Below are 22,108 nucleotides of genomic sequence, written 5' to 3' on the forward strand. Positions count from 1 at the left end.
AACTTAGAACCTCAAAAACGTAACTTAACGGTCAGTTCTGGGCTGATTATTTCGCTCTATAACCGGATGCCCTTCCGTGTGCACGTCTAATTCTTCGCGACGCAGGACTTCCTCAACCTGTACAATTTCCTGTTCAGTTTCTTTCCTGATATTGACTTCTTCGCGCACAAAAGCTTGCTTTTTGATATTAGCAACTTCTTCGTAAAGTTCAACTCGCGCAACTTCGCCTTCATGGAAATCAACGCTACCGGGACGCACCGACTGTCCAGGATTAACCTGTGTTCGCTCAATCACAACTCGATCTTTCTCCACCGGCACTGCAGCACGTGCGACTTGGGTTTCAACGTGCTTGCCAATTTCTACCGCACCTGCCCGATGCCGGCTCTTATTTGCAACCAGCCGTTCTTCGTACAGCCGCAGCTTTTGATGATCACGCTCGTTCATCTCGTAGAGCGTAGGTTCTCGATCATAGTTGTAAAGCTCAGCTTCATCAGGAGCTGAACCGAAGGGATTGGCAACCGTTTGTCCTGATGTGACTGGAGTTGCAACGGGTCTGACTCGTGGTGCTTCCACCGGCGCTGATGTTTCTACGGGTAATGACCCTTCTACGCTGGGAGTCCGGTAAACCCCGCGCACTCGCTCTTCATAAGCGTAATCAACCGTCATGCTTTCATCGTACTCAGGCAAGTGTTCCGCTTGCTCTTTGCTCACAAGCCCCATCGCATAAACCCGTTGGGCGTTAACATCCACACGGCAACGACCGACCGGCAGCAACACTTTTTTGCCAAAAATCCAGAAGCCGGTATCAATTACGAGATACCGGAAGCGTCCCATTTCATCAACTAAGGCGTCATAAATTTTGCCAATCCTCTCCTCTGAGCTGCCGGCATAAACATCTAGCCCTTTAATATCCTCGCCATCAAAAGCTTGTTCGCGATAATTGGGATTAAAATCTTCTAGTTTGTAAAGTGGCATTTTCTTATCGTCCTCTTTTTATCCTTTGACCTCTGCACTTAATTTATATGGCTCTCTCCCATGAGCCGTCCTTCTCCGGGCAGATTCATCAGTGCCGCTGAAATAAGAAGAATACTGTAGTGAAAGGGGTTTAAATTTATTTTCAATCTATTGATGGATTGACTTTTTAATTATAAATTGATACCTAAACAGCTATTCACTTATGTAAAAACTGCCCCTGGCATCTTAGCTGGCAATTCCCGTCAGCCGGCGAAAGAACGCATCCCGAACGCCTTTTTTTGCCGGCAAGCACAAAGCAAGACAGGAAAAGGTCGAACCGCTGTTTTTTAATATTTAAATTAAAGGGTTAATATTTAAAATCTTCCTATTTTAAAGACATTTTAATGAAAATAATTCATGCAATAATTAAGCAAAATATTCTTTTGTGCTGTCACAGATAGCTGTCAGATGGGTATTAATAAGTCTTTCAAGCTAAGAGCTTTATACCTTAGCTGATTGCTGATTTTGCTTAAAATTTCTCAAATATAGCCAATGAAGCTATGATTTTTTAATCACAAACCTCTGGAAAAAAACTGGAGAAATGAGTAGCACGAACTCGATCAATCAAATAAATTTTCTAGCGAAAACCCTTCAATTATTGAATGAAATAATGAAATGATTTTCTATCTAACGGTAGATATTTTATTGAAAAAAGCTTGTTTAGATAGGTAGGCTGTTTAACTTATTCTTCTATCTAGCGATAGATATGACTATTGAAAATTATACCTAAAATTAAGTATCCAATAAGATTGCTCTGATTGGAAATAGACAATATAGCAGTAGTAAAATGGGGTAAAGAGTTTATGTCATATTCAGAGCGCACAGAAAATAGAGTGGGTGAATCTGTTGTTGTAAATCCGGTCGTTGACTACCACGATCGCGTTAGATGGGGTCCTATCTTTGCGGGAATTGTCGTTGCGATTAGCACCCAACTGGTTTTAAGCGCCTTGGGGGCTGCAATTGGGCTGGGTGCTGGCGCGTCTGGAGCGGATGCCGGTTCTGCTGCCTTGGGTGTGGGCATTTGGGCAATCATCAGTTTGCTGATTGCTTTATTTCTTGGCGGTTGGGTGATGGCACGCACTTGTGGCCCAATGAACAGCAAAACCGCTCTGTTAAATGGTGCCATTCTTTGGGCAACCACTTTAGCAATCAGTTCTTGGTTGCTGGCGAGTGGAGTTTCGGGAACCTTCGGCGTTGTCGCCTCGAATGCTGGAGAAATCATTAACCAGGCGCAACAGTCCGGTGGTGTTAACGTACCAAACAACGCCCCCAATATCAACAACGCTGAAGCTCGCAACATTGCCGGTAACACCGCCAAAGCAGCTTGGTCCTTCATCTTCGGCTCTTTGCTCGGTTTAGTCGCCTCAATGATTGGCGCTTCTGTGGGAGCGAGAAAACCGGGCGTGCGTGCCGTCTAAAAAGATTAAAATCTTTAGTTGCAATTGATACAACTACATAGTCAGGAATTTGCATCAGCAATCAGTCATCAGCTGTCTAAGGTACTGCCGGCAGCGGATGGCTGCTCGCTTTTTGGGGGAAACAAATAAATCGCGCCAGAAATTAAAGTGAAAGCAACGGAAACCCAAAAGGCGATGAGGGCGGGGGTTTTCCAGCTATCAGGCGTAGGTGCAAGCAAAAGGGCGATTGCTAGAATTTGGCTCACGGTTTTGAGCTTGCCCCAAATATTGGCACCGGCAATCGTTTTTTGGTTAACCCGCCAACCGGCAATCGTTAATTCCCGCGCCAAAATTAGAAACACGCCCCATGCCGGCACCCAATTAAGTTCTATAAATGCCAGCAAAGGCGCAAGTACCAGTAACTTATCCACCAAGGGATCAAGAAACTTACCCAGATCGGTAATTTGGTTAAATTTTCGAGCAACATACCCATCCAGCCAATCTGTGCCGGCAGCCACCAGAAAAATGGTTAAACCAATCCATCGGTGTGCCGGTGTTGGGTTGTGTAGCAAATAAAGGAGAAAGGGAACTCCTAAAAGACGAGATAAAGTAATCCAGCTAGCAAGCGTCATTCGTTTTTAAAACACGGCGACTGGCTACCAGCTTATATCAATTTTGGAGTTTAAATTTTAGATGTGCCGGTAAAAGTTTCAGAATAAAGCTTTCTGCCGGCCAAATACTTTTATACAGAAGCATCCCACCTAGACTATTTACTTAGAACTCAGCACTCAATAAAAAAACCTGCAATAGCAGCAGGTTCAACCAGAACTATATACAAGCCTTGCAATTACTGTTTGCTGCGCTTAGCAAGCGCCACTCTTATTAAAAACAACTGCAATTGTCTTTAGGATCAAGTTGATGTCATAAACAATTGACCACTTCAGTTGGTAATTCAGATCCATCCGAACAATCTCTTCAAAATCTTTAATAGTGGAGCGACCGTTCGCTTGCCATTCGCCGGTTATACCAGGTTTAACATTCAGGCGTTGCCAGTGATGGCTTTCATACCGCTCAACTTCGTCGGGAGTCGGGGGTCTAGTTCCTACCAAACTCATATCACCGATCAAAACGTTCCAGAATTGCGGCAGTTCATCTAAGCTAGTGCGTCTGAGGAACCGGCCCACACGGGTGATGCGGGGGTCATTCTCATTTTTAAAAATATGCCCATTCGCTTCGTTATTCACTAAATGCTTGAGCCGGTCTGCTCCTACAACCATTGAACGAAACTTCCAAATTCGGAATCTTTTCCCTTTATAACCGCAACGAATTTGGCTGTAAAGTATTGGGCCTGGATTGTCTAGCTGCATCAAAAATGCGACTGGAATGGCAAAAACAATAGCAATTGTTAACCCAACTAAAGCGCCCAAAATATCCAGCAAGCGTTTGGCTTTATTCGTTACGGATGGATGCAACTCTTGCTCATACGACATCAGCTCATTCGTGGAGTTACACCTAGAAGGATGGCTCGATAGGGAAGTAGAGAAATTAGAAGTAGTAATCACGGCTCAGCTACAACTTGTTTAGAAGTCAGGTGTTCCTAGGCTATATATTAAGGGACTTCCAGAAGAAAACCCCTGTGATAAATACTGAGATTTACGGAATCTTTGAATTAGCAACGGTTTTGTAAAGTTCTCATGTTTCTCTCTAAGAAATTCAGGAAACTACCGATAACAAGTCGGAGTAAATAGGTTAGTTTCCGCTTGGGTTCTTTTCTGAATGATTGAAGATTATCCTACAGGAATTAGCAAATCCTGTTGTTGCCAAATTGCCAATTACTCCCTCTTCCTTTAGGAATAGAAAGGGTGAGGGGGTGAGGGGGTGATAGGGTGAGGGGGTGAGGGTTCAGGGGCAAAAAAAGCTGATTTCGCGTGTAAATCAGTTTTTTAATCTTGGATAAAAACGTTCACGATTCTTGTAAAGGAAGCCTGCCGTTCCTGATGAATCAGTTCTAATTCATCAGATTTGATGGTAGTTGTGAGAAAAATTGGGCGGAGTTGTCTCAACCCCGCCCCTGTAGCCTTCGGTAACAGCTCACCAGTCTTGAGCACTTACGTCCAACAACGATGCAGATTTTTGGAGACGCTGCCCCAAATCCACCGTAAATGGCTCCTCTAATTGCTGATAGGTGCCGGCTACCAGCTGGTTGAAATAGGTTCGCAGTCGTTGAAATTGCTGAGGATTCGGACGATAAGTTTGATTATCTTCCTTATAGAAAAGGGGAGCCGCATTAAGCCCTAGGAAATCAGGATCTTGCCGGCACTCGTCATTCAGCAGCACCGCATCAATCTCACTTGGCAATAAACCGGCAGGCAGCGCACCCTCAAGGATCGTAAAAATACGCGCCTGACAAGCACGAGTATTAATCCCTCGGCGTTCGAGTAAGCGCACAATCTCCGCAACATTACAGGCAGAGTTCGGAAACGCACTCAGAAGTTCTCTGAGCAAAAAGAAATCGCTATACTGCTGCCGGTGGATATCAAAAACTTGAGGGTGGAGAGGCAACGCCGCTAAACCGCAGGCGATGCGACTGCAAGCCGGCGGACGGCGATCTTGATAAGTATCCTGAATAATCGTGGCATTCGGGAGCTTTTGCCGTAACCAGCGAGCGATCGCCGGCAGCGAAGCCGTGGCACCCGTACAAATCGCTTGGTCGATGGCCACCGGCTGAATGCCGGTCTGGCTCAGCAGCACATTCAGCTCTCGATTCAAGCGCTGAACAAACGGAACAAACACGCGGGTTTCCAATTCCTTGCGAGTGCAAGTCCAGCGCTGGTTTCCAAGCTCCAGCGTAAAGCGATCTTGGTGTTGCAAAATCACTTTCAAATGCTTCGCCGCTTCTAAAAGCGCCTCTCCCTCCGCTGAACCGTGCAAAAGCTGCTGCAATTGATAGCGTTTGTGCAGATCCGGCTGACCGGCTTGGGGTAAATCTTGTAAAGCGGGAAGCGTAAAAGCTGTTTTGCCCCTCGGTTCACCTTTTAATAGCAATTGGCAGATAATATCTTGGTCAATCGCATCACCGGCATAAGGACAACTGAGAAAGTTGAAGTCACTGTATGTTAAATCTTGAAGGTTCGCCGGCAAATTGACCAGCGCCAATTCCGATGTCACCGCACCGGCACTTAAAATCAGCGTCTCTCCCAACCAGTCTGCATTGAATAGATCAAGTTTTTGAGACACACTGCTGGGCACGCTCAACGTTTCACCGGCAGCGCCCCGCACAACCGACAGCACGGTTGCGATCGCATCCTCAACCACAACAATTTGCTCAGCACGGCGCACCAACCCAGCACCCAGCACAGCCTCGCGTAAATTAAAACTGTAACTATCGGGCCATTGTGCCGGCTGATTTAAAAACACCCCCGCCAACTGAGTCAGGGCCGAATTAAATGTGGCCGACTCCAGACCGGCAGCCCCCGTTAATAACGCTGTTTCTGGATGATTCTTGAGGGGATTAAGCGTCGCCAGCAGCCCTGTCAGCGCTTGTTGCAACCAACTGAGCGGAATTTCCTGGCCGGCAGACCACTGCAGAATCGGCTCCCACGGCAGCGCTGAGTGAGTCAGGGCGTTCCCCTCAATTTTGGTGCCGGTGATGCCTACCTTTAAATAAGGCTTAAAGTGCTCTAGCTGCATCTCTGTGCTGTTCTCAACCCCAGAACCCTGAGCGCTCATATCTGGCTGGTACACAGCCGTGGGCAAGCGAAACGAACGCTCCACCGGCACCCCAGATTCGGCTGGTTCCGTTGCCATCCAATAGACTGGATACACTTCACAGCTTTGACAGTTCAGCAGCGCTGCTGAAAGGCCGGTTGAGCCAAAATCAATGCCAAGATACCAGATTTTTTCCCCTGGCTCCTCCTCAACCACAACTGCCGGCGGTTGCGCTTTTGCAACGGGTTGAGTTACTTCATCCTTCTGTGGCAGCCGATTTCCTGCCACGCCAGCCGGTTCAGACGTGGCAGACTCAAAGACTTCCAGGAGGTTTGCCGGCTCTAAATTCTTTTTTTTTTCACTGCTTGAATCTGGGGGGGCGGGTTCGGCAGGTGGCAAGGCTTCATCGGCCAGCATATCTGTCAAATTGCCTACTGGGCGCGGTTTCTCAGATTCAAGGGGCACTGGAAAATCTTCATTGAGACTCGCCAACAGATTATCAAGAGTTGAGGTGCCCATATCTTCGCCATTGACTGCTGCCGTCTCCGTGAGAGCCGGCTCTGGGGACACCGGAAAGTCCTCATTTAAGCTGGCAAACAGATCATCCAGGGTTGAGGTGCCCATGTCGTCGGGGGAAACGGTGCCGGTGGTATCGGGATTCCAATTTTGTGGCTCAAATAAATCGGCTGCTTCTCCCTCAACGGGTGCCGGGGGTTCCTCAGTCAAGCTGGCAAACAGATCGTCAAGGGTTGAGCTGCCGGCATCCTCGGTAGACGGTTCGCTGCTGATCGCCTTCGCTTTGCTATCGGTGGACTCAAATAAATCTTGAGGTGCCCTGGAAGAGGCGGTTGCCGAACTCATGCTGGCAAACGCCTCTTCCAGGGTCATGTTAGGCGTGTTTGTGGGCGGTAGGGGAGGATTAGAGTCGGCCCAGTCTGCCGGTAGAGCCTCGCTTTCACCGGCCAACTCGGCGAACCAATCATCTACACTCGCTAAAAGTGCCTCTTCTTCAGGCGTTGCCGCCAAGTCTGAAACGCTCAGCTCATCCGGTGATGCCCCTAAATTTGGGCTGCTTGGCGGTGCCGGCGCTTGGGAAACTTCTATTTCTTCTGTCCACTGTCCAAGGGGCGTGCTTTCCCAATTTTGCTGCGGCAGGCGTTCCGGGGGCGTTGGTGTCGGTTCGAGGGACGATCCTGGTTTCTCAGGTGTCCACTCATTCACAGCCACGTCTAAATCTGCCGGCACGTTAAGCGCCTCGGCACTGAAGTCGTCAAAACCTTCCAGGCTGGAAAGATCATTTTGGAGTTGCTGTAGAGTTGTGATCTTGACGGCAAGAGCGCGATCGGGATCTTCTTCCTCTATAGAAGTTGGCAGCAGATTTTCATCGGGTGAGGCTGGGATGTAGCTGTCTGCCGCCCAGTCGTCAAAAAGATTTAGGGCATCGGGTTCCTGACTGGTTTGCGGTGCCGGCTCTTTTTTAGCTTTGCGAGGCTTTGCCTCTGCGGGTTGTTTCGTGGGTGTGGGGGCTGCCGGTTCGGGGAATAAGTCCGAGGGCGTTTCCTGTACTTCTAGATTGTCTACTCTACTGGCAGCAACCTCTGTCACTGATGCCGGTTCGGAAACAACTTGTGAGGGGTTGATCTCAACTTCTGCGGGTTTTTCTTGAAATAAATCTTCAAGATTCTCAGGACTTTGATCCGCTGCCGGCTCGTCTTCAAAAAATAGAAATTCTTCGAGTGACTGCGCTGCTGGCTCGGTAGTTTGAGCCGGCACAGATGTCTCAATGCTTTCCTCAGCCGGTTCTGTAAAGCCCTCAAATAATGCTTCTTCAAATAGATTTAAACCGGCACTTTCTGACGGGACTGGGGCTGCCTCTGCCGGTTGAGCCGGCACCGCTTCTTCATCAACCCCAAATAAATTGTCATACAGATTGTTAAGCTGTTGCTCCATGACGGCTGTATCTTCCCCAGCACTTAACCCAGCTTCTGTTGGGGAAGTTTCAGGGGTGGGCGCGGCTGATTCTTCTTGCCATTCTGCGCCCAGCAAATCCAGCCAAGCATCAAAATCTTCTTGCTCTGGTGCTGTTGCTTCCGAGTCAATGGCTGTTGCCGATGAGAGGGCATCAACTGACTGGGTGGAGTTGGCAGATCCTACTTCCAAATCCATCAGCAATTCTTCGATAACTGCCTGATTGTCTGGGGCGCTGGGCGCTGGTTCTACAGAAGAGAGGGCTGCCGGCTCTTCTACTGGGCTTTGCCGTTCAACCGATTCTTGACTTGCCCGTGCAGAGTTCTGATCTTGTCCGCTTTTGCCCCCTTTCTGTGCCGGTGTTGTGGTGGATTCAGCGCTACGTCGTTTTGCTTTAGTCTGGGCTTGTGCTTCAGTTGCTTTTGCTTGTGCCGGTGGTGGAGACACCTCGCGCTTTTTCTTGGCCTCGCTGGCCGGCAATTTGGCTTGAGAAGCTGTTGAGGAGGGAATTTCGCCCGATGCCGGTTCTAGATTTGCCACCGGCGTTGGTGATTGCAAAAAGCCGGCTGCTTCTTGCCCTAACTTTAGCGCCAGGTGATTAACCAAGTGAGAAAACATGGTTTCACCCTGTTGCCCCAAGCTGTGCATCTTTTCCAGTCCAGTGGACAAAGACTCTTCATAGCCGTGAACATTCCGCAGCAGCGCTTCAAAGACGACACTGATGGTAGAATCGAGCGTCAATAATAGCTCGTCGCTTTTCTGCTGTAGCGCCCGCATTTGCTCTAGGCGCTGGCGTGGGTGAAGGGGTGCGGCAGAAACTTGCCGGTATGCGGCGGATGGGTCCCACACCGGGATATAGGGAACTGACTCAGGTTCACCGGCTCCTTCTAAGGCGGGGCTTTGGTAGCCGGTTACCGATTCATAATTTAAAAGCTGGTGTTCTATATTATTGAGAGTCTGGCTAACTTGCTGAGTCAGACTCTCGTGCACACGCCCCATTAACCCTTGCAAAAATTCTGAAATGATTTGCTGCTGGTAAGCCGACTGTTGGGCTAGAGTTTGCTGCTGCTGTCGCTGTGCCTCTAGTTGCCGGATTTCTTTAAGCAGGGTGTTGCGTTCGCGCTGCAAGGCTTCTAAGTCTGCCTGCAAGGGCTGCATGAGGTTAGCGCGTAACCCCATCATGTCTTGCACAACCGATTGTAATACCTGTTCAATGGCAACCGGATCGGCGGTGTTTTGTGTTGTCAGGGAACTTTGAACCGGCTGGATGTTTGTTGCCGGCGGTGCTATGGCGGTTTGAGCCATGAAGTCATTTGCGGCGATTTGTTGCCGCAGTTCTACCAGATAGCTGCGAGTTCGTTCTAGAACCCGACGCGAGTCTTTTGCAGTTTCTCCCATCCACGGCAAGCGCGGACTCGGCTGCCGCAGCACCCCGTCAATATCAGCGATCAGTTCTTGAATTCGATCCAGATGAGAACTCACCATAGAACCCCTGGCTAGAACGTGCGTCAGCTAGATTTAAACTCCCGGAAACCCGGCTGTTACTTTCTATCATGCTAGATTTCCCTCAAGTTTTGAGTGATCTCTCCCGCTTGTGGGGGCGGTGATCGCCGGCATCTAGCATGAGTGCCGGTTGAGTATACTATACTCTATGCTTCTGGCCAAGTTCTTTGTGATTGACTGGGAAAGGGGAGAAAGGTTTTTACAGATTTAATCGTATTTTTTGGTTGAGCCGGTGGCGCGGATGGGTAGGTGTTTGCCAGAGAGGGGGGATAAAATCGGGTTTAAACTTAGATTGTGCAAGGGTTTGAGGGCAATTATTGCTCGTATTCGATCCGCGCAATCGCTGGAATGCTTACAGATACTAGATTTTAGGTTAGTGCCGGTGATGATTTTGTTGACGCAAATCGGGTTGATAAACTACTATAAAGAGGATTCGCGCAACCGCACCTTGAAAACTACATACAGCACGGTCTTCAGACTCGCGCCTTGAAATTCACTTGAATCCCTATCAGGGATTGAAACAGTCATGGTCTGAGCATACTTAAAACCACTCACATTGAAATTCACTTGAATCCCTATCAGGGATTGAAACAAACCTCACTAACGGCTAATTATACGCCAGCCAACTTGAAATTCACTTGAATCCCTATCAGGGATTGAAACAAAGCCTTCGCGCATTGCCGCTTCACCCTCAATATTGAAATTCACTTGAATCCCTATCAGGGATTGAAACTTGGGATGAGGATAAGAAAGCTGGCAAGCTAGGTAAATTGAAATTCACTTGAATCCCTATCAGGGATTGAAACAGACCTGCAACGATTCCTCCACTTAATCGGCGTGGCTTGAAATTCACTTGAATCCCTATCAGGGATTGAAACGCAATGCCGATAACAATTGCCGCACTTAAAGCCAGTGGATTGAAATTCACTTGAATCCCTATCAGGGATTGAAACGGGCAAACCCTTCAAAGCCTGCAAAAATCCCAGCTACTTGAAATTCACTTGAATCCCTATCAGGGATTGAAACACAAGGGTGAGGAGGAAACTATCGGCTTCTGCTAGCATTGAAATTCACTTGAATCCCTATCAGGGATTGAAACCAAGTTCCGCCGGCTCTATACCTTGGGCCTTGGCAGTTGAAATTCACTTGAATCCCTATCAGGGATTGAAACATCTAACCAAACGAATCGGGGAGCCGAAATGATCAATAAATTGAAATTCACTTGAATCCCTATCAGGGATTGAAACCGATAAATTCCTATCAGAACTACCGGCAGAACAATATTTGAAATTCACTTGAATCCCTATCAGGGATTGAAACCACTGCACCACATTTACCAAAGAGCGCGACTGGCTGTTGAAATTCACTTGAATCCCTATCAGGGATTGAAACAGGGAACCAAGCAGGATAACTGAAAGCAACCAAACTTGAAATTCACTTGAATCCCTATCAGGGATTGAAACCCATAATTGGGCTGAGGATAGATGGCTTCTTTCTCTTGAAATTCACTTGAATCCCTATCAGGGATTGAAACCGCTTGGATACGGGGGGGGAAGTTGTCTTTATGCGGATTGAAATTCACTTGAATCCCTATCAGGGATTGAAACTTTGCGGTAATACTCGCTAAAGTCCAAATCTTCAGAATTGAAATTCACTTGAATCCCTATCAGGGATTGAAACAACAGGACATGAACCACAATGAGTCAGATTATCATTGAAATTCACTTGAATCCCTATCAGGGATTGAAACACCTTCTTTGGCTCCATTTGGCCATAGTTGAACTTGAAATTCACTTGAATCCCTATCAGGGATTGAAACGCATTCAGTAATGCCACCCAGCCATAACCAACGCTAGGTTGAAATTCACTTGAATCCCTATCAGGGATTGAAACTGATTACCATTCCCAAAGAGGGCATTAATTGGCACTTGAAATTCACTTGAATCCCTATCAGGGATTGAAACTGAGCAATCATATATTTTCGCGCTTGCTATTCTTGCTTGAAATTCACTTGAATCCCTATCAGGGATTGAAACCAGTGATCCATCCTAACTCCCTAGAACGAAGACTATTGAAATTCACTTGAATCCCTATCAGGGATTGAAACTCTTCTTCTATGCTTTCGTATGTAAAATGGCCTGGGTTGAAATTCACTTGAATCCCTATCAGGGATTGAAACTGAGTTTGGAATCGAAGATAAAATATAAATCTGGTTGAAATTCACTTGAATCCCTATCAGGGATTGAAACGCACTGGCTTTCATTGGGATATGAATCAGAATATGTTGAAATTCACTTGAATCCCTATCAGGGATTGAAACTGGCTTTCCTGTGCGAAAGCAAATCTAGTTTTTATCCTTGAAATTCACTTGAATCCCTATCAGGGATTGAAACGGCTTTGGCGTACAAAATCCTTAGCTCTGTTTGGCAACTTGAAATTCACTTGAATCCCTATCAGGGATTGAAACCAATCACTAAATAGCCCAGGCCATTTTACATACGAACTTGAAATTCACTTGAATCCCTATCAGGGATTGAAACTAGATTTTCCTTGAATTCTACTCGCGTGTATTTGCGTGTGCTTGAAATTCACTTGAATCCCTATCAGGGATTGAAACTTTGTGTCTGCTCACAATCCATGTGTCATACGTTTCGGCTTGAAATTCACTTGAATCCCTATCAGGGATTGAAACGATGCTTCGGCAGGACGAGGTGCAGTAGCACCCCATTGAAATTCACTTGAATCCCTATCAGGGATTGAAACTAGCTCCCCTTGGCGCTTGGTATGCCGACAGCACTTGAAATTCACTTGAATCCCTATCAGGGATTGAAACAGCATCCGAATCTGGGCATCGACCTGCTTTGTATTGAAATTCACTTGAATCCCTATCAGGGATTGAAACAATCCCATCGGATTTATCTGGTGGATTGTTAGCACTTGAAATTCACTTGAATCCCTATCAGGGATTGAAACCGAGTAACGACCCAACAAGGGTTCGACAGCACTCTTGAAATTCACTTGAATCCCTATCAGGGATTGAAACCTGATGTAATCACGAGCAAAGTAACCAGGCTTAACTTGAAATTCACTTGAATCCCTATCAGGGATTGAAACCTAGCTCACCGGCATCACATTCGTGCGATGCCTCTTGAAATTCACTTGAATCCCTATCAGGGATTGAAACGAGTGAGGTGTCGAGTGGAGGTGTCGAGTCAGACCTTGAAATTCACTTGAATCCCTATCAGGGATTGAAACTATGTAGGCTTACACCCTGGATTACTTAGGTAGCTTGAAATTCACTTGAATCCCTATCAGGGATTGAAACCACTTACCACTTGAGTGTCAAGTGTTGCCGCCAACTTGAAATTCACTTGAATCCCTATCAGGGATTGAAACTGCAGTAGGAACCGTAAAGAGTTGTTGCGCGTTCCTTGAAATTCACTTGAATCCCTATCAGGGATTGAAACCTATGAACTAAATACGCTCCGTTCCATAGCTAATGTTGAAATTCACTTGAATCCCTATCAGGGATTGAAACGTTGCGAAAGGCGTATTAATTCTTTCCAGCGATTGGGTAGATTGAAATTCACTTGAATCCCTATCAGGGATTGAAACAAAAAAGTGGCAATTACATTTTTGGCCAATTTGATGCCTTGAAATTCACTTGAATCCCTATCAGGGATTGAAACTAAGCCAGCATTCAGGACTGACATTTTGGGTCAATTGAAATTCACTTGAATCCCTATCAGGGATTGAAACAAGTAAATTTTTATAACTTGCTATTCTCCATATAATTGAAATTCACTTGAATCCCTATCAGGGATTGAAACTACCAAGACAAACCGAGACAGGACTTTCCCGTGTAATACACTTGAAATTCACTTGAATCCCTATCAGGGATTGAAACGGGTTTCAAAGCAAAAAATTTTTCGCATTCCTCTTGAAATTCACTTGAATCCCTATCAGGGATTGAAACACATTTCTTCACAACAGGATTGCAATCCAGCAAAGTTGAAATTCACTTGAATCCCTATCAGGGATTGAAACTACAAGCGGTATACAAAAGGCAAAACGACGAAAAGACTTGAAATTCACTTGAATCCCTATCAGGGATTGAAACACATTTCTTCACAACAGGATCACAATGTAGCAAATTGAAATTCACTTGAATCCCTATCAGGGATTGAAACTGATGGTGTTGAAATTTCAAGCAACTACCATCGGTTGAAATTCACTTGAATCCCTATCAGGGATTGAAACGGCTCTGGCTTTCATGGGCAACCGATACCCGCAACTGCGTTGAAATTCACTTGAATCCCTATCAGGGATTGAAACCTCAGCGCTATCAGCATCTTTCATCCAGGATTCGCCTTGAAATTCACTTGAATCCCTATCAGGGATTGAAACTCGTATGTGAAATGGCCTGGGCTATTGAGTGACTGCTTGAAATTCACTTGAATCCCTATCAGGGATTGAAACATCTTCGGGATGAATATAAAATTCTTCATAGAATCATCTTGAAATTCACTTGAATCCCTATCAGGGATTGAAACGTTTCTCTTATTCTGCCGGCACTCCCTGCACTGGCTACTTGAAATTCACTTGAATCCCTATCAGGGATTGAAACTTAAACTCTTGGAAGAAGAATAAAGAGCATGAGTGCTTGAAATTCACTTGAATCCCTATCAGGGATTGAAACACTGAATCGGCAGGCTTGAATGATTTTGCAAATAGTCCAATACTTGAAATTCACTTGAATCCCTATCAGGGATTGAAACAGTGAGTAGAGCGGAGCCGGACTGAGGAGCGTACACCTTGAAATTCACTTGAATCCCTATCAGGGATTGAAACGACTAATCAAGCGGAAGTTAAGGAAGCGCGGCAGGCTTGAAATTCACTTGAATCCCTATCAGGGATTGAAACCCTGACCATCTAACGAATTTTTGCGGTTTAATAAGCTTGAAATTCACTTGAATCCCTATCAGGGATTGAAACCATTTCCCAGATAGCGTCCTCCCGCGCCGGCGCAAACTTGAAATTCACTTGAATCCCTATCAGGGATTGAAACGATCTCTTCCACGTCGATAAACCTAACATCCATAGCCTTGAAATTCACTTGAATCCCTATCAGGGATTGAAACGCTAGTAATGCGACGAAAGGTTGCTTGTTTTAACTTGAAATTCACTTGAATCCCTATCAGGGATTGAAACAAAGCAGTATTGGCCCGCCGGCAAGCCCAAAAATGCTTGAAATTCACTTGAATCCCTATCAGGGATTGAAACTTGAGTTTTTCGCTAACTTCTTCCTTCATTTTTCTCCTTGAAATTCACTTGAATCCCTATCAGGGATTGAAACGATGGCGGCTTTGGCTACTCGCTCTGCTATTTCTTCTTGAAATTCACTTGAATCCCTATCAGGGATTGAAACATTAGATGATGCAGGTATCCGGAACGCAAACAACATCCGCTTCACTTGAAATTCACTTGAATCCCTATCAGGGATTGAAACGGTTTAGTCCGTGCCGATTTTAGCTGACTTTCTTCTTGAAATTCACTTGAATCCCTATCAGGGATTGAAACGGTTTAGTCCGTGCCGATTTTAGCTGACTTTCTTCCTTGAAATTCACTTGAATCCCTATCAGGGATTGAAACGATACCCACCCCAAAATGCTACGCTGTGGCATTCATCTTGAAATTCACTTGAATCCCTATCAGGGATTGAAACGTGGTGCTTTCAAGCGTGTAAAAGTGAATTTTTACCTTGAAATTCACTTGAATCCCTATCAGGGATTGAAACAGTTAATCCCGTTAGTGTGGTGATGCCGGCAATCCTTGAAATTCACTTGAATCCCTATCAGGGATTGAAACTTAAAATATAGCCCTAAAGCTACGGCTGCATTGTGCCGACTTGAAATTCACTTGAGTCCCTGAAAGGGATTGAAACAAGCAGACGATATCGCCTTTAACTACACCCGTCAACTTGAAATTCAATAGAATTATTGAAAGAGATTAAAGTTTATAAGTGCTATGCTATAGCGGTCTTTAGAAATATGAGTGCAAGCTTATAGTGTGGGTGAAGAGAGGATCGGGGCAAACTGTACCAAACCTAAAAGATAAACCGCTATAAGCGCTAAAAAGATACCCCCGCAATATCTCTACATGAATCATCTTGAGCGGCAAATATTGACTTATTAACAAATATTACTCAGAAAACCGGCATTAACCTGAATCTCTGCCTTAATTTGCCCCCAATCGCTTTCTTCTGACAGGGGTTGGGCCAGTTTCAGGAAATGCTCAAATTCTTTAAATAAGTCGCTCATTTCCTCTCACACCGGCTCGGTTATTCTGAATACAACCAGCTAGCGCGTTGCTACCCCATCACAAAGCTGACCCTCGCTTTCACTGCCGGCATTATTCGTCAGGTAATTCCTCAGCCAACCGCAACCGCGCACAATCAGACTATCTAAATCCAGATCGCCCAGACGCCACAGAATAACAGTTTTGTCGGAGCTGGCTAAGGCAAGGGTTTGGCCGTCAGGACTGAAGTTCACACTATTAACCACATCGTCTAAGTTGAGAGTGGCAATTAAAGTCCCGTCTGTGCGCCAGAGTTTAACCATTTTGTCCGCACTTGCCGTGGCAATCGTTTCACCGTCGGGGCTAAATGCAACACTATTAACACTGGCATCATGCGGGAGCGTTTTCAGCAATGTCCCATCTTTGCTCCAAAGCTTGACGCTATTGTCTGGACTTGCACCGGCAGAGGCAATCATTTCACCGTTGGGGCTAAATGTCACACTATTGATACTTGCCTCATAGTTGAGCGTTTTCAATTCCTTACCGGCCTTACTCCAAAGTTTAACCATCTTGTCCGCGCTTGCCGTGGCAATCGTTTGACCATCGGGGCTAAATGTGACGCTATTGACACTCTCCTCGTGCTCAAGCGTTTGGAGTTCCTTACCGTCTTTACTCCAAAGTTTAACCGTCTTATCTGCACTCCCAGAGGCGATCATTTCACCGTCGGGGCTGAATGTCACACTATTGACTGCATCCTCATGTTTATCTAAATTTTTGATTAAAGTGCCGTCCTTGCTCCAGAGTTTAACCGTGCTGTCTGCACTCCCAGAAGCAAAAAACTGACCGTCAGGACTGAAACTCACTGAATTCACGGCATCCTCATGTCTCTCTAAATTTTTGATTAAAGTGCCGTCAATGTTCCAGAGTTTAACCGTGTTATCCGAACTGCCGGTCGCTAGCCTCTGGCCATCGCGGCTAAAACTCACACTGTAAACCCAGTTACTATGCCCAACAAGTGCTCTAGGTAAAGGGGTGCTGTCGCGACTCCAAAGTTTGACGGTTTGGTCATCGCTAGCAGACACAATCGTTTGGCCGTCAGGGCTAAAACTCACGGCCCTGACAACATCTTGATGGCCTCTTAAGGTTTTCAAAACGGTGCCATCAATGTTCCAGAGTTTAACAGTGTTATCTGCGCTGCCAGAGGCCAGGGTTTGGCCGTCACGGCTGAAACTCACGCTGTAAACGACATCACTGTGCCCTTTGAGGGTGTTAATCACTGTGCCGTCGCTAATACGCCAGAGTTTAATAGTGTTATCGGCACTTGCAGAAGCGAAGGTTTGACCGTTGGGGCTAAAGCTAACTCTGTAAACGCCGCCTGTATGCTCTTTATTTAAGGTTTTGAGTTCTTTACCGGCCTTGTTCCACAGTTTAACGGTGCCATCCACACTGGCGGAGGCAAGGGTTTGACTATCTGGACTAAAACTGACATCTACTACCCAATCTTTATGTCCCTTGAGTGTTCTTAGCGCTTTGCCGTCGAGATTCCAAAGATTAATCGTTTTATCGGTACTAGCAGAAGCAATAATTTGGCCATCGGGACTGAAACTAATACTGGTAAAAATTACTTTGTTATTTGTACCTTTAAACGTTTTAAGCAATTGGCCATCGTTAAGACGCCAAAGTCTGATGGTATTGTCGGTGCCGGCAGAGGCAATTGTCTGACCATCCGGGCTAAACGTAATACTCGTAACATTCCCGTCATGGCCGGTTAAGGTTCTCAGCAATTTGCCATCGGGACGCCAGAGGTTGATAGTGCTGTCTGCACTGGCGGAGGCAATGGTTTGACCGTCAGGGCTGTAACTAACGCTCAAAACCTTGTTTTTGTGTCCCACTAAGCGGTTGCTTTCTTGAACTCTAGAAACGGTTTGTCTGAGTCGTTGAGCAATCTGATTTTTAATTTCTGCCGATAGGGATGATGTCTCCTTAGCAGATTGACCAATCTTGACGCTGTTTGCCAACACGCCTAGCTGATCGTTGTCAATTGAGAGGACAAGTGCTTTAGAGGCTGATTGCAATGCCTCAGTCTGGGCGTTTTCTGCCAGTTGTCTTTGGTGCAATGCCATTGCAGTCATGCCAGCCAGCAATACAAGGCCGGCCACAGCCGCTCGAAGTTGCCATTTTTGATTGCGGTTAAGTCTCTCTTCCACTTGACTTTTTTCCTCTTTTGTCTTCGCTAATTGAGCGAGGAGTTCTTTATCTCGTCGCAATTTCTCGATTTCATCTTGGTTTAGTTTATTTTGCTTTTGCAGTTCTTCAAATTCCGCCTGTCTGTCAGATTTTTGCTGCTGGCGAATGAAGGCAACCAGATAATCGTGAACGAGCTGGTAAAGTTCTGCCGGCACTTCTCTTAACCGAAATATTAACCCCGATTCAACTAAGATTTCTAAAACTAAATCTAATTTGCTGGCTTCTTCAACTGAGGCTAAATCGGCGGCTAATTCAGCGCGAGTTTTTAGGGGGCGGGTATCATTTTCATCAGTGAGGGAATACAGCACAAATCTGGCGGCGTTTTCATTTTCTTGGCCACAATCTTCGATGGCTTCTTCTAAAAATCGCTCTACCAGTTTTTGTTTCGGGCCTTTTTGCTTGTAGTCTTCGAGGGTAGTGATGTTTTCTGCTTGCAGTTGCGAACCAACCACTTGCAATTCTATGGGGCGTACTTCCCCAGTTTCACTTGCCAAATCCCGCACTAATTCTTGGATCAGGGCCGGCTCTAAATAAAACTGCGCTCTATCGGTTAAGTTTTTAATAACTTCTGTGGCATCTTTTGGGGTAAAATTACCCAAGTAATAAAGAATATCTTTGCCGAGAATATCGTTATCAATTGCATCCAGTTGGGTGAGCCGGCTGCACTCTAATAAATAATGTAGGTAATCTTCTCGTAGGGCAATAATAACTTTGACGAATGGAATATTCAAACAAACTCGCAAAAATTCAAAAAATTCTTGTCGTTTTGCTTGTTCTTTCCAAACAAAGAAAAATTCTTCAAATTGATCAAAAATGAGAACCGTTAATAAATTGCGCTCACCATTTTTTTGTAATTGTTCCAGAATCGCTGCCGCTGAATTGAGTGTGGCTGGGTTAGAACTTGGAGAAAAACGACCGTTTTTCAGCGTCTTGAGTTCTTGAACTAAAGTTTTCCCCAATTCCGCAATCCAGTCGGTGTAAACTTGCTGCACCACCGGCAAGGCTTCACGAGTGCCAACGTTGGTTTGTTTTAAAGCCGGCACTAACCCTGCCATGACAATCGAACTTTTACCCACGCCAGACTGACCATGAATAACGGTCAATTTATTCTGGGCTGTGCTCATTCTGGTTAGTAAACGCTGGACATCTTTCTGCCGCACAGAAGCCGTAATATCTTCAGTAACAGTTGCAGAAACCGGCTCTAAGGCGGGATTAATCGCGTGTCGTTGCGGTTGCAGCCGGCCTGCCCCGATAAAGGCGCGGAAGCCATATTGGGCTTCTATGGCTCGCTGTTCTTGCTTAATATGAAAGGCGTCTAAATACTGGCTTTGCTGAAAGTACAGCTTTTGCAACTTTTCCAAGATTTGGAGATACAGCCAGGGATCGTACTGCGGTTGACTTTCTTGGCGGGCTGTTTCGAGTCGAGCAACGGCTTCAGAATGCTGGCCCAGCTCATCCAAGGCTTGCGCCAAAAGCAAGCGATATAAACCCCGGTGATGTGGCCCGGTTGCGGCGGCTTGGGGCGTTTGTACTGGGGCAGTCGCCTGAATAGCCAAAGCCTGCTGGGCGTATTGCTGGGCCTGTTGCCAGTTAGACTGGTGCAAGGCAACTTCTGCAAGAAACCCATAATCTTGAGCAAGTTGAACTTGATGGGTGCCGGTTTGATGCAGTTGCAAGGATTTTTGAGCGAGCACTGCCAAGTCTTCCCAGGCTTCTAAATCTCGCAGCACTTCGCCTAGCTGGTTGATAAATTTAGCGACTAAGTCCTGATGCCCTGCGTGTTCAAAAACCTCAATGCACTGTCCCAGATGGCGACGCGCTTCTTGCCAGTAGCGCCGGCTTTCCGCCCGATGCCGATCTGCTTGCCGGCGATAACACAGCCCGATATGAAACAGTACGACTCCCAGCCACTGTCGATCAAGGGAGAACTCAGGGCTATGGTAACTAATTGATGTCGGGTGAGGGGAAAGCGGGATTTGGGCGAGTGTGGGATGGTGGTTATTGACTTGTTCCTGCCAGAAGTTCAAGCTTTGCTGATAGTGTTCTAAGGCGGCTTCTATTTGGTGATTGGCATAGTCATCACGCCCTAAAATAAATTGCAGACCGGCTTCTAAGGCGGGTTCTAACTTAACGCCGCGCTTTTGTAACTCTGTGCGGGCTGATTTCAGTTCTGAGGAAGAAGGGGAACTGAGGATGGTGGAGTTGGGCAAAAATTGGCCGGCACCGGCATTCAAAACAGCAGAAAATACCCGTTCTGTGTTTTGCCGGATGAAATCGATCAGTTCTTCTGTGGTGAGGGCAAATTCAAAAGCCGTGGCGTAGGTTTCAAAATCGGGTGCTAAGCGAATCAGCTTTTGCAGCACTTCGTCATTCACCCACAATACCAGGGGAAAGCGAAAACTTTGGGGAAATTCATCCCGAACTAAATTGGTTGAGGTGAGGACTTCATCGATGGCACTGACTGACTCTAAGCCGAATACCATCAAAGCTTCCGGTTGTTCTTTAGCCAGTTCTGTCTGAATGGTGGCGTAGAGCATCTTCACAGATGCCGGCAAGAACAGCTCTTGAATTTGAACAGGACATTGCTCCCGCAGCTTTTCTACGATACGCCCTCGCAGGGTTGCGTAGTTGCAGCGGGCTAAAATCAAGGAAAATTGCCCTTCTGAGAGGGTCAGCGCTCGGTTGAGCGTCCGCAGAGCGCTATTGTTTTGTGCGGCGATATCTTCGTGTTGCCGGTGCGGATCGATCATGCCTTAAATTCCTTTGTCAAAACCGAATTAATCTGAAGTTAGCACCCCCCTTGTATGCGCTCGTTCGATCTGCGGTCAGTCATGTTTTATTATTCCCACAACAACATACTGCCTCAAGCGCGTTGAATTTCCTGTTTTACCTATCACGCTTTGTGACTGGTGTGTTCAGGCAATAAGTTCCACTTATTTTAGTGATTTGTTTAGCCTGTGCAATCTTTGCATCTGGCTCAGCTCAAGTCATTGCAGCGTTTCTTGATTGCAGCTTTTCAGCAATTAAACTCAGTGTTGCCGGTTTGCTTTGCGAACACCGAGCCAGAGCAGAGGCAAGTTCGGCTGCTCTTGCCGGCACGCCCATCAACATTTTAGCCCGGTGGCAGTCAACTCGAAATTCACCCTAAAAAGGAATCAGTTAAAGCACATCTCATTCGTCTTGCCGGCGAGGGGGTTAAAATCTGCGAATTGCTCTGTCCATCTCCTGTGAAGCGGGCGCACACGTCAGTACGCCCCTACAGTTTCTCTTAATCTCAATCAACAAATTAAATGGGTAGCCGCTAATCAGCGCACTCCCCCTGTTTCTGCCTTCGTCGGTTGTTGCTGTCTTGATTCGGATGCGAGTGAGGTTTACTCAGGACTGGTTATTTTAGAACTTAGTATAAAAAGTCTGCCGATTGTTTAACTGCACTCGTTGGGATTAACCGGCAGCCGGTTGGCGCAATCTCAGAGAGAGCCGGCTTGGATTCTGAAATAACTTTTTAACTTTGCAGCAATCAAAAATTACTTCAAAATTGCTAATTTTTTGCATAAACCAATCCTGGAGTTAGAACCCTCAACACATCTTAGTCTATCCAGTTTTAACCGATTGAATTTTTCCGCTTAGCTTAGGTTCGTTGCTTTTTGCTGCTTCACTCACCACCACAAACTCACTGACGAGAAACCCGTGCCGCATCATATATCACAATTTATCCCCAATAAACGGCACTCTCTTGTTTTCCGTCCAGTTGCTACGGGTGCTGACAAAATCGGCTGAGGAAAATTGAAGCTGTCTTTACCGGCTCTTGCTATTGATTGCAAAACCGAGCTGTCCAACATTATCATCTTACTATTGCCGGCCCAGCTCCCCTCCATACCCAGCCAGGGCAGCATCGGCAGCGCTATCATCAAACTAACTATTTGCTTTCGCATATTAACGATCTCCTTCTTTGTGCGAAAAACGGATGGAGGCTG

At 46.2% G+C, this 22,108-nt stretch carries 7 protein-coding genes and 1 CRISPR repeat array; of the genes, 1 reads left to right on the forward strand and 6 read right to left on the reverse strand.

Annotated features, from left to right (window positions below; all coding sequences use genetic code 11):
- Nucleotides 1-24: 24 nt before the first annotated feature.
- Nucleotides 25-975, reverse strand: coding sequence for a DUF2382 domain-containing protein (locus tag H6F73_RS12650; RefSeq protein ID WP_190759086.1), 951 nt, complete (start codon nt 973-975; stop codon nt 25-27).
- Nucleotides 976-1,817: 842 nt separating this feature from the next.
- Between H6F73_RS12650 and H6F73_RS12655 the strand changes: the two genes are divergently transcribed.
- A complete protein-coding gene (locus tag H6F73_RS12655; RefSeq protein WP_190759087.1) occupies nt 1,818-2,432 on the forward strand; it encodes a hypothetical protein in 615 nt (204 codons plus the stop codon).
- A 68-nt stretch (nt 2,433-2,500) separates the two neighbouring features.
- Here the strand turns inward: H6F73_RS12655 and pgsA are convergent, their stop codons facing one another.
- The 5 genes from pgsA to H6F73_RS12675 form a co-directional block, all read right to left on the reverse strand.
- Entirely contained in the window at nt 2,501-3,043 is a 543-nt protein-coding gene (gene pgsA / locus H6F73_RS12660; RefSeq protein WP_190759088.1) for a CDP-diacylglycerol--glycerol-3-phosphate 3-phosphatidyltransferase, read from the reverse strand.
- A gap of 231 nt (nt 3,044-3,274) precedes the next feature.
- Nucleotides 3,275-3,901, reverse strand: a complete 627-nt coding sequence (locus H6F73_RS12665) for a sugar transferase (protein WP_190759089.1) — start codon at nt 3,899-3,901, stop codon at nt 3,275-3,277.
- Nucleotides 3,902-4,502: 601 nt separating this feature from the next.
- Nucleotides 4,503-9,572: a hypothetical protein gene (locus H6F73_RS12670; protein WP_190759090.1), complete on the reverse strand. Its 5,070-nt coding sequence runs from the start codon at nt 9,570-9,572 to the stop codon at nt 4,503-4,505.
- 504 nt (nt 9,573-10,076) lie between these two features.
- Nucleotides 10,077-15,606: a CRISPR direct-repeat array (repeat unit 36 nt; unit sequence TTGAAATTCACTTGAATCCCTATCAGGGATTGAAAC).
- 175 nt (nt 15,607-15,781) lie between these two features.
- A complete protein-coding gene (locus H6F73_RS27000) occupies nt 15,782-15,910 on the reverse strand; it encodes a hypothetical protein (protein WP_277882604.1) in 129 nt (42 codons plus the stop codon).
- Between the two features lie 39 nt (nt 15,911-15,949).
- A complete protein-coding gene (locus H6F73_RS12675; protein ID WP_190759091.1) occupies nt 15,950-20,884 on the reverse strand; it encodes a PD40 domain-containing protein in 4,935 nt (1,644 codons plus the stop codon).
- Nucleotides 20,885-22,108 lie beyond the last annotated feature (1,224 nt).

It is taken from the genome of Microcoleus sp. FACHB-68 (assembly GCF_014695715.1).
In the GTDB taxonomy this organism is placed as follows: Bacteria; Cyanobacteriota; Cyanobacteriia; order Cyanobacteriales; family Oscillatoriaceae; genus FACHB-68.

Excerpts from the sequence above, each read along its gene's own strand:
- H6F73_RS12650 (WP_190759086.1), bottom strand. The coding sequence starts at position 975 with ATGCCACTTTACAAACTAGAAGATTTTAATCCCAATTATCGCGAACAA.
- H6F73_RS12655 (WP_190759087.1), top strand. The coding sequence starts at position 1,818 with ATGTCATATTCAGAGCGCACAGAAAATAGAGTGGGTGAATCTGTTGTT.
- pgsA (WP_190759088.1), bottom strand. The coding sequence starts at position 3,043 with ATGACGCTTGCTAGCTGGATTACTTTATCTCGTCTTTTAGGAGTTCCC.
- H6F73_RS12665 (WP_190759089.1), bottom strand. The coding sequence starts at position 3,901 with ATGTCGTATGAGCAAGAGTTGCATCCATCCGTAACGAATAAAGCCAAA.
- H6F73_RS12670 (WP_190759090.1), bottom strand. The coding sequence starts at position 9,572 with ATGGTGAGTTCTCATCTGGATCGAATTCAAGAACTGATCGCTGATATT.
- H6F73_RS27000 (WP_277882604.1), bottom strand. The coding sequence starts at position 15,910 with ATGAGCGACTTATTTAAAGAATTTGAGCATTTCCTGAAACTGGCCCAA.
- H6F73_RS12675 (WP_190759091.1), bottom strand. The coding sequence starts at position 20,884 with ATGATCGATCCGCACCGGCAACACGAAGATATCGCCGCACAAAACAAT.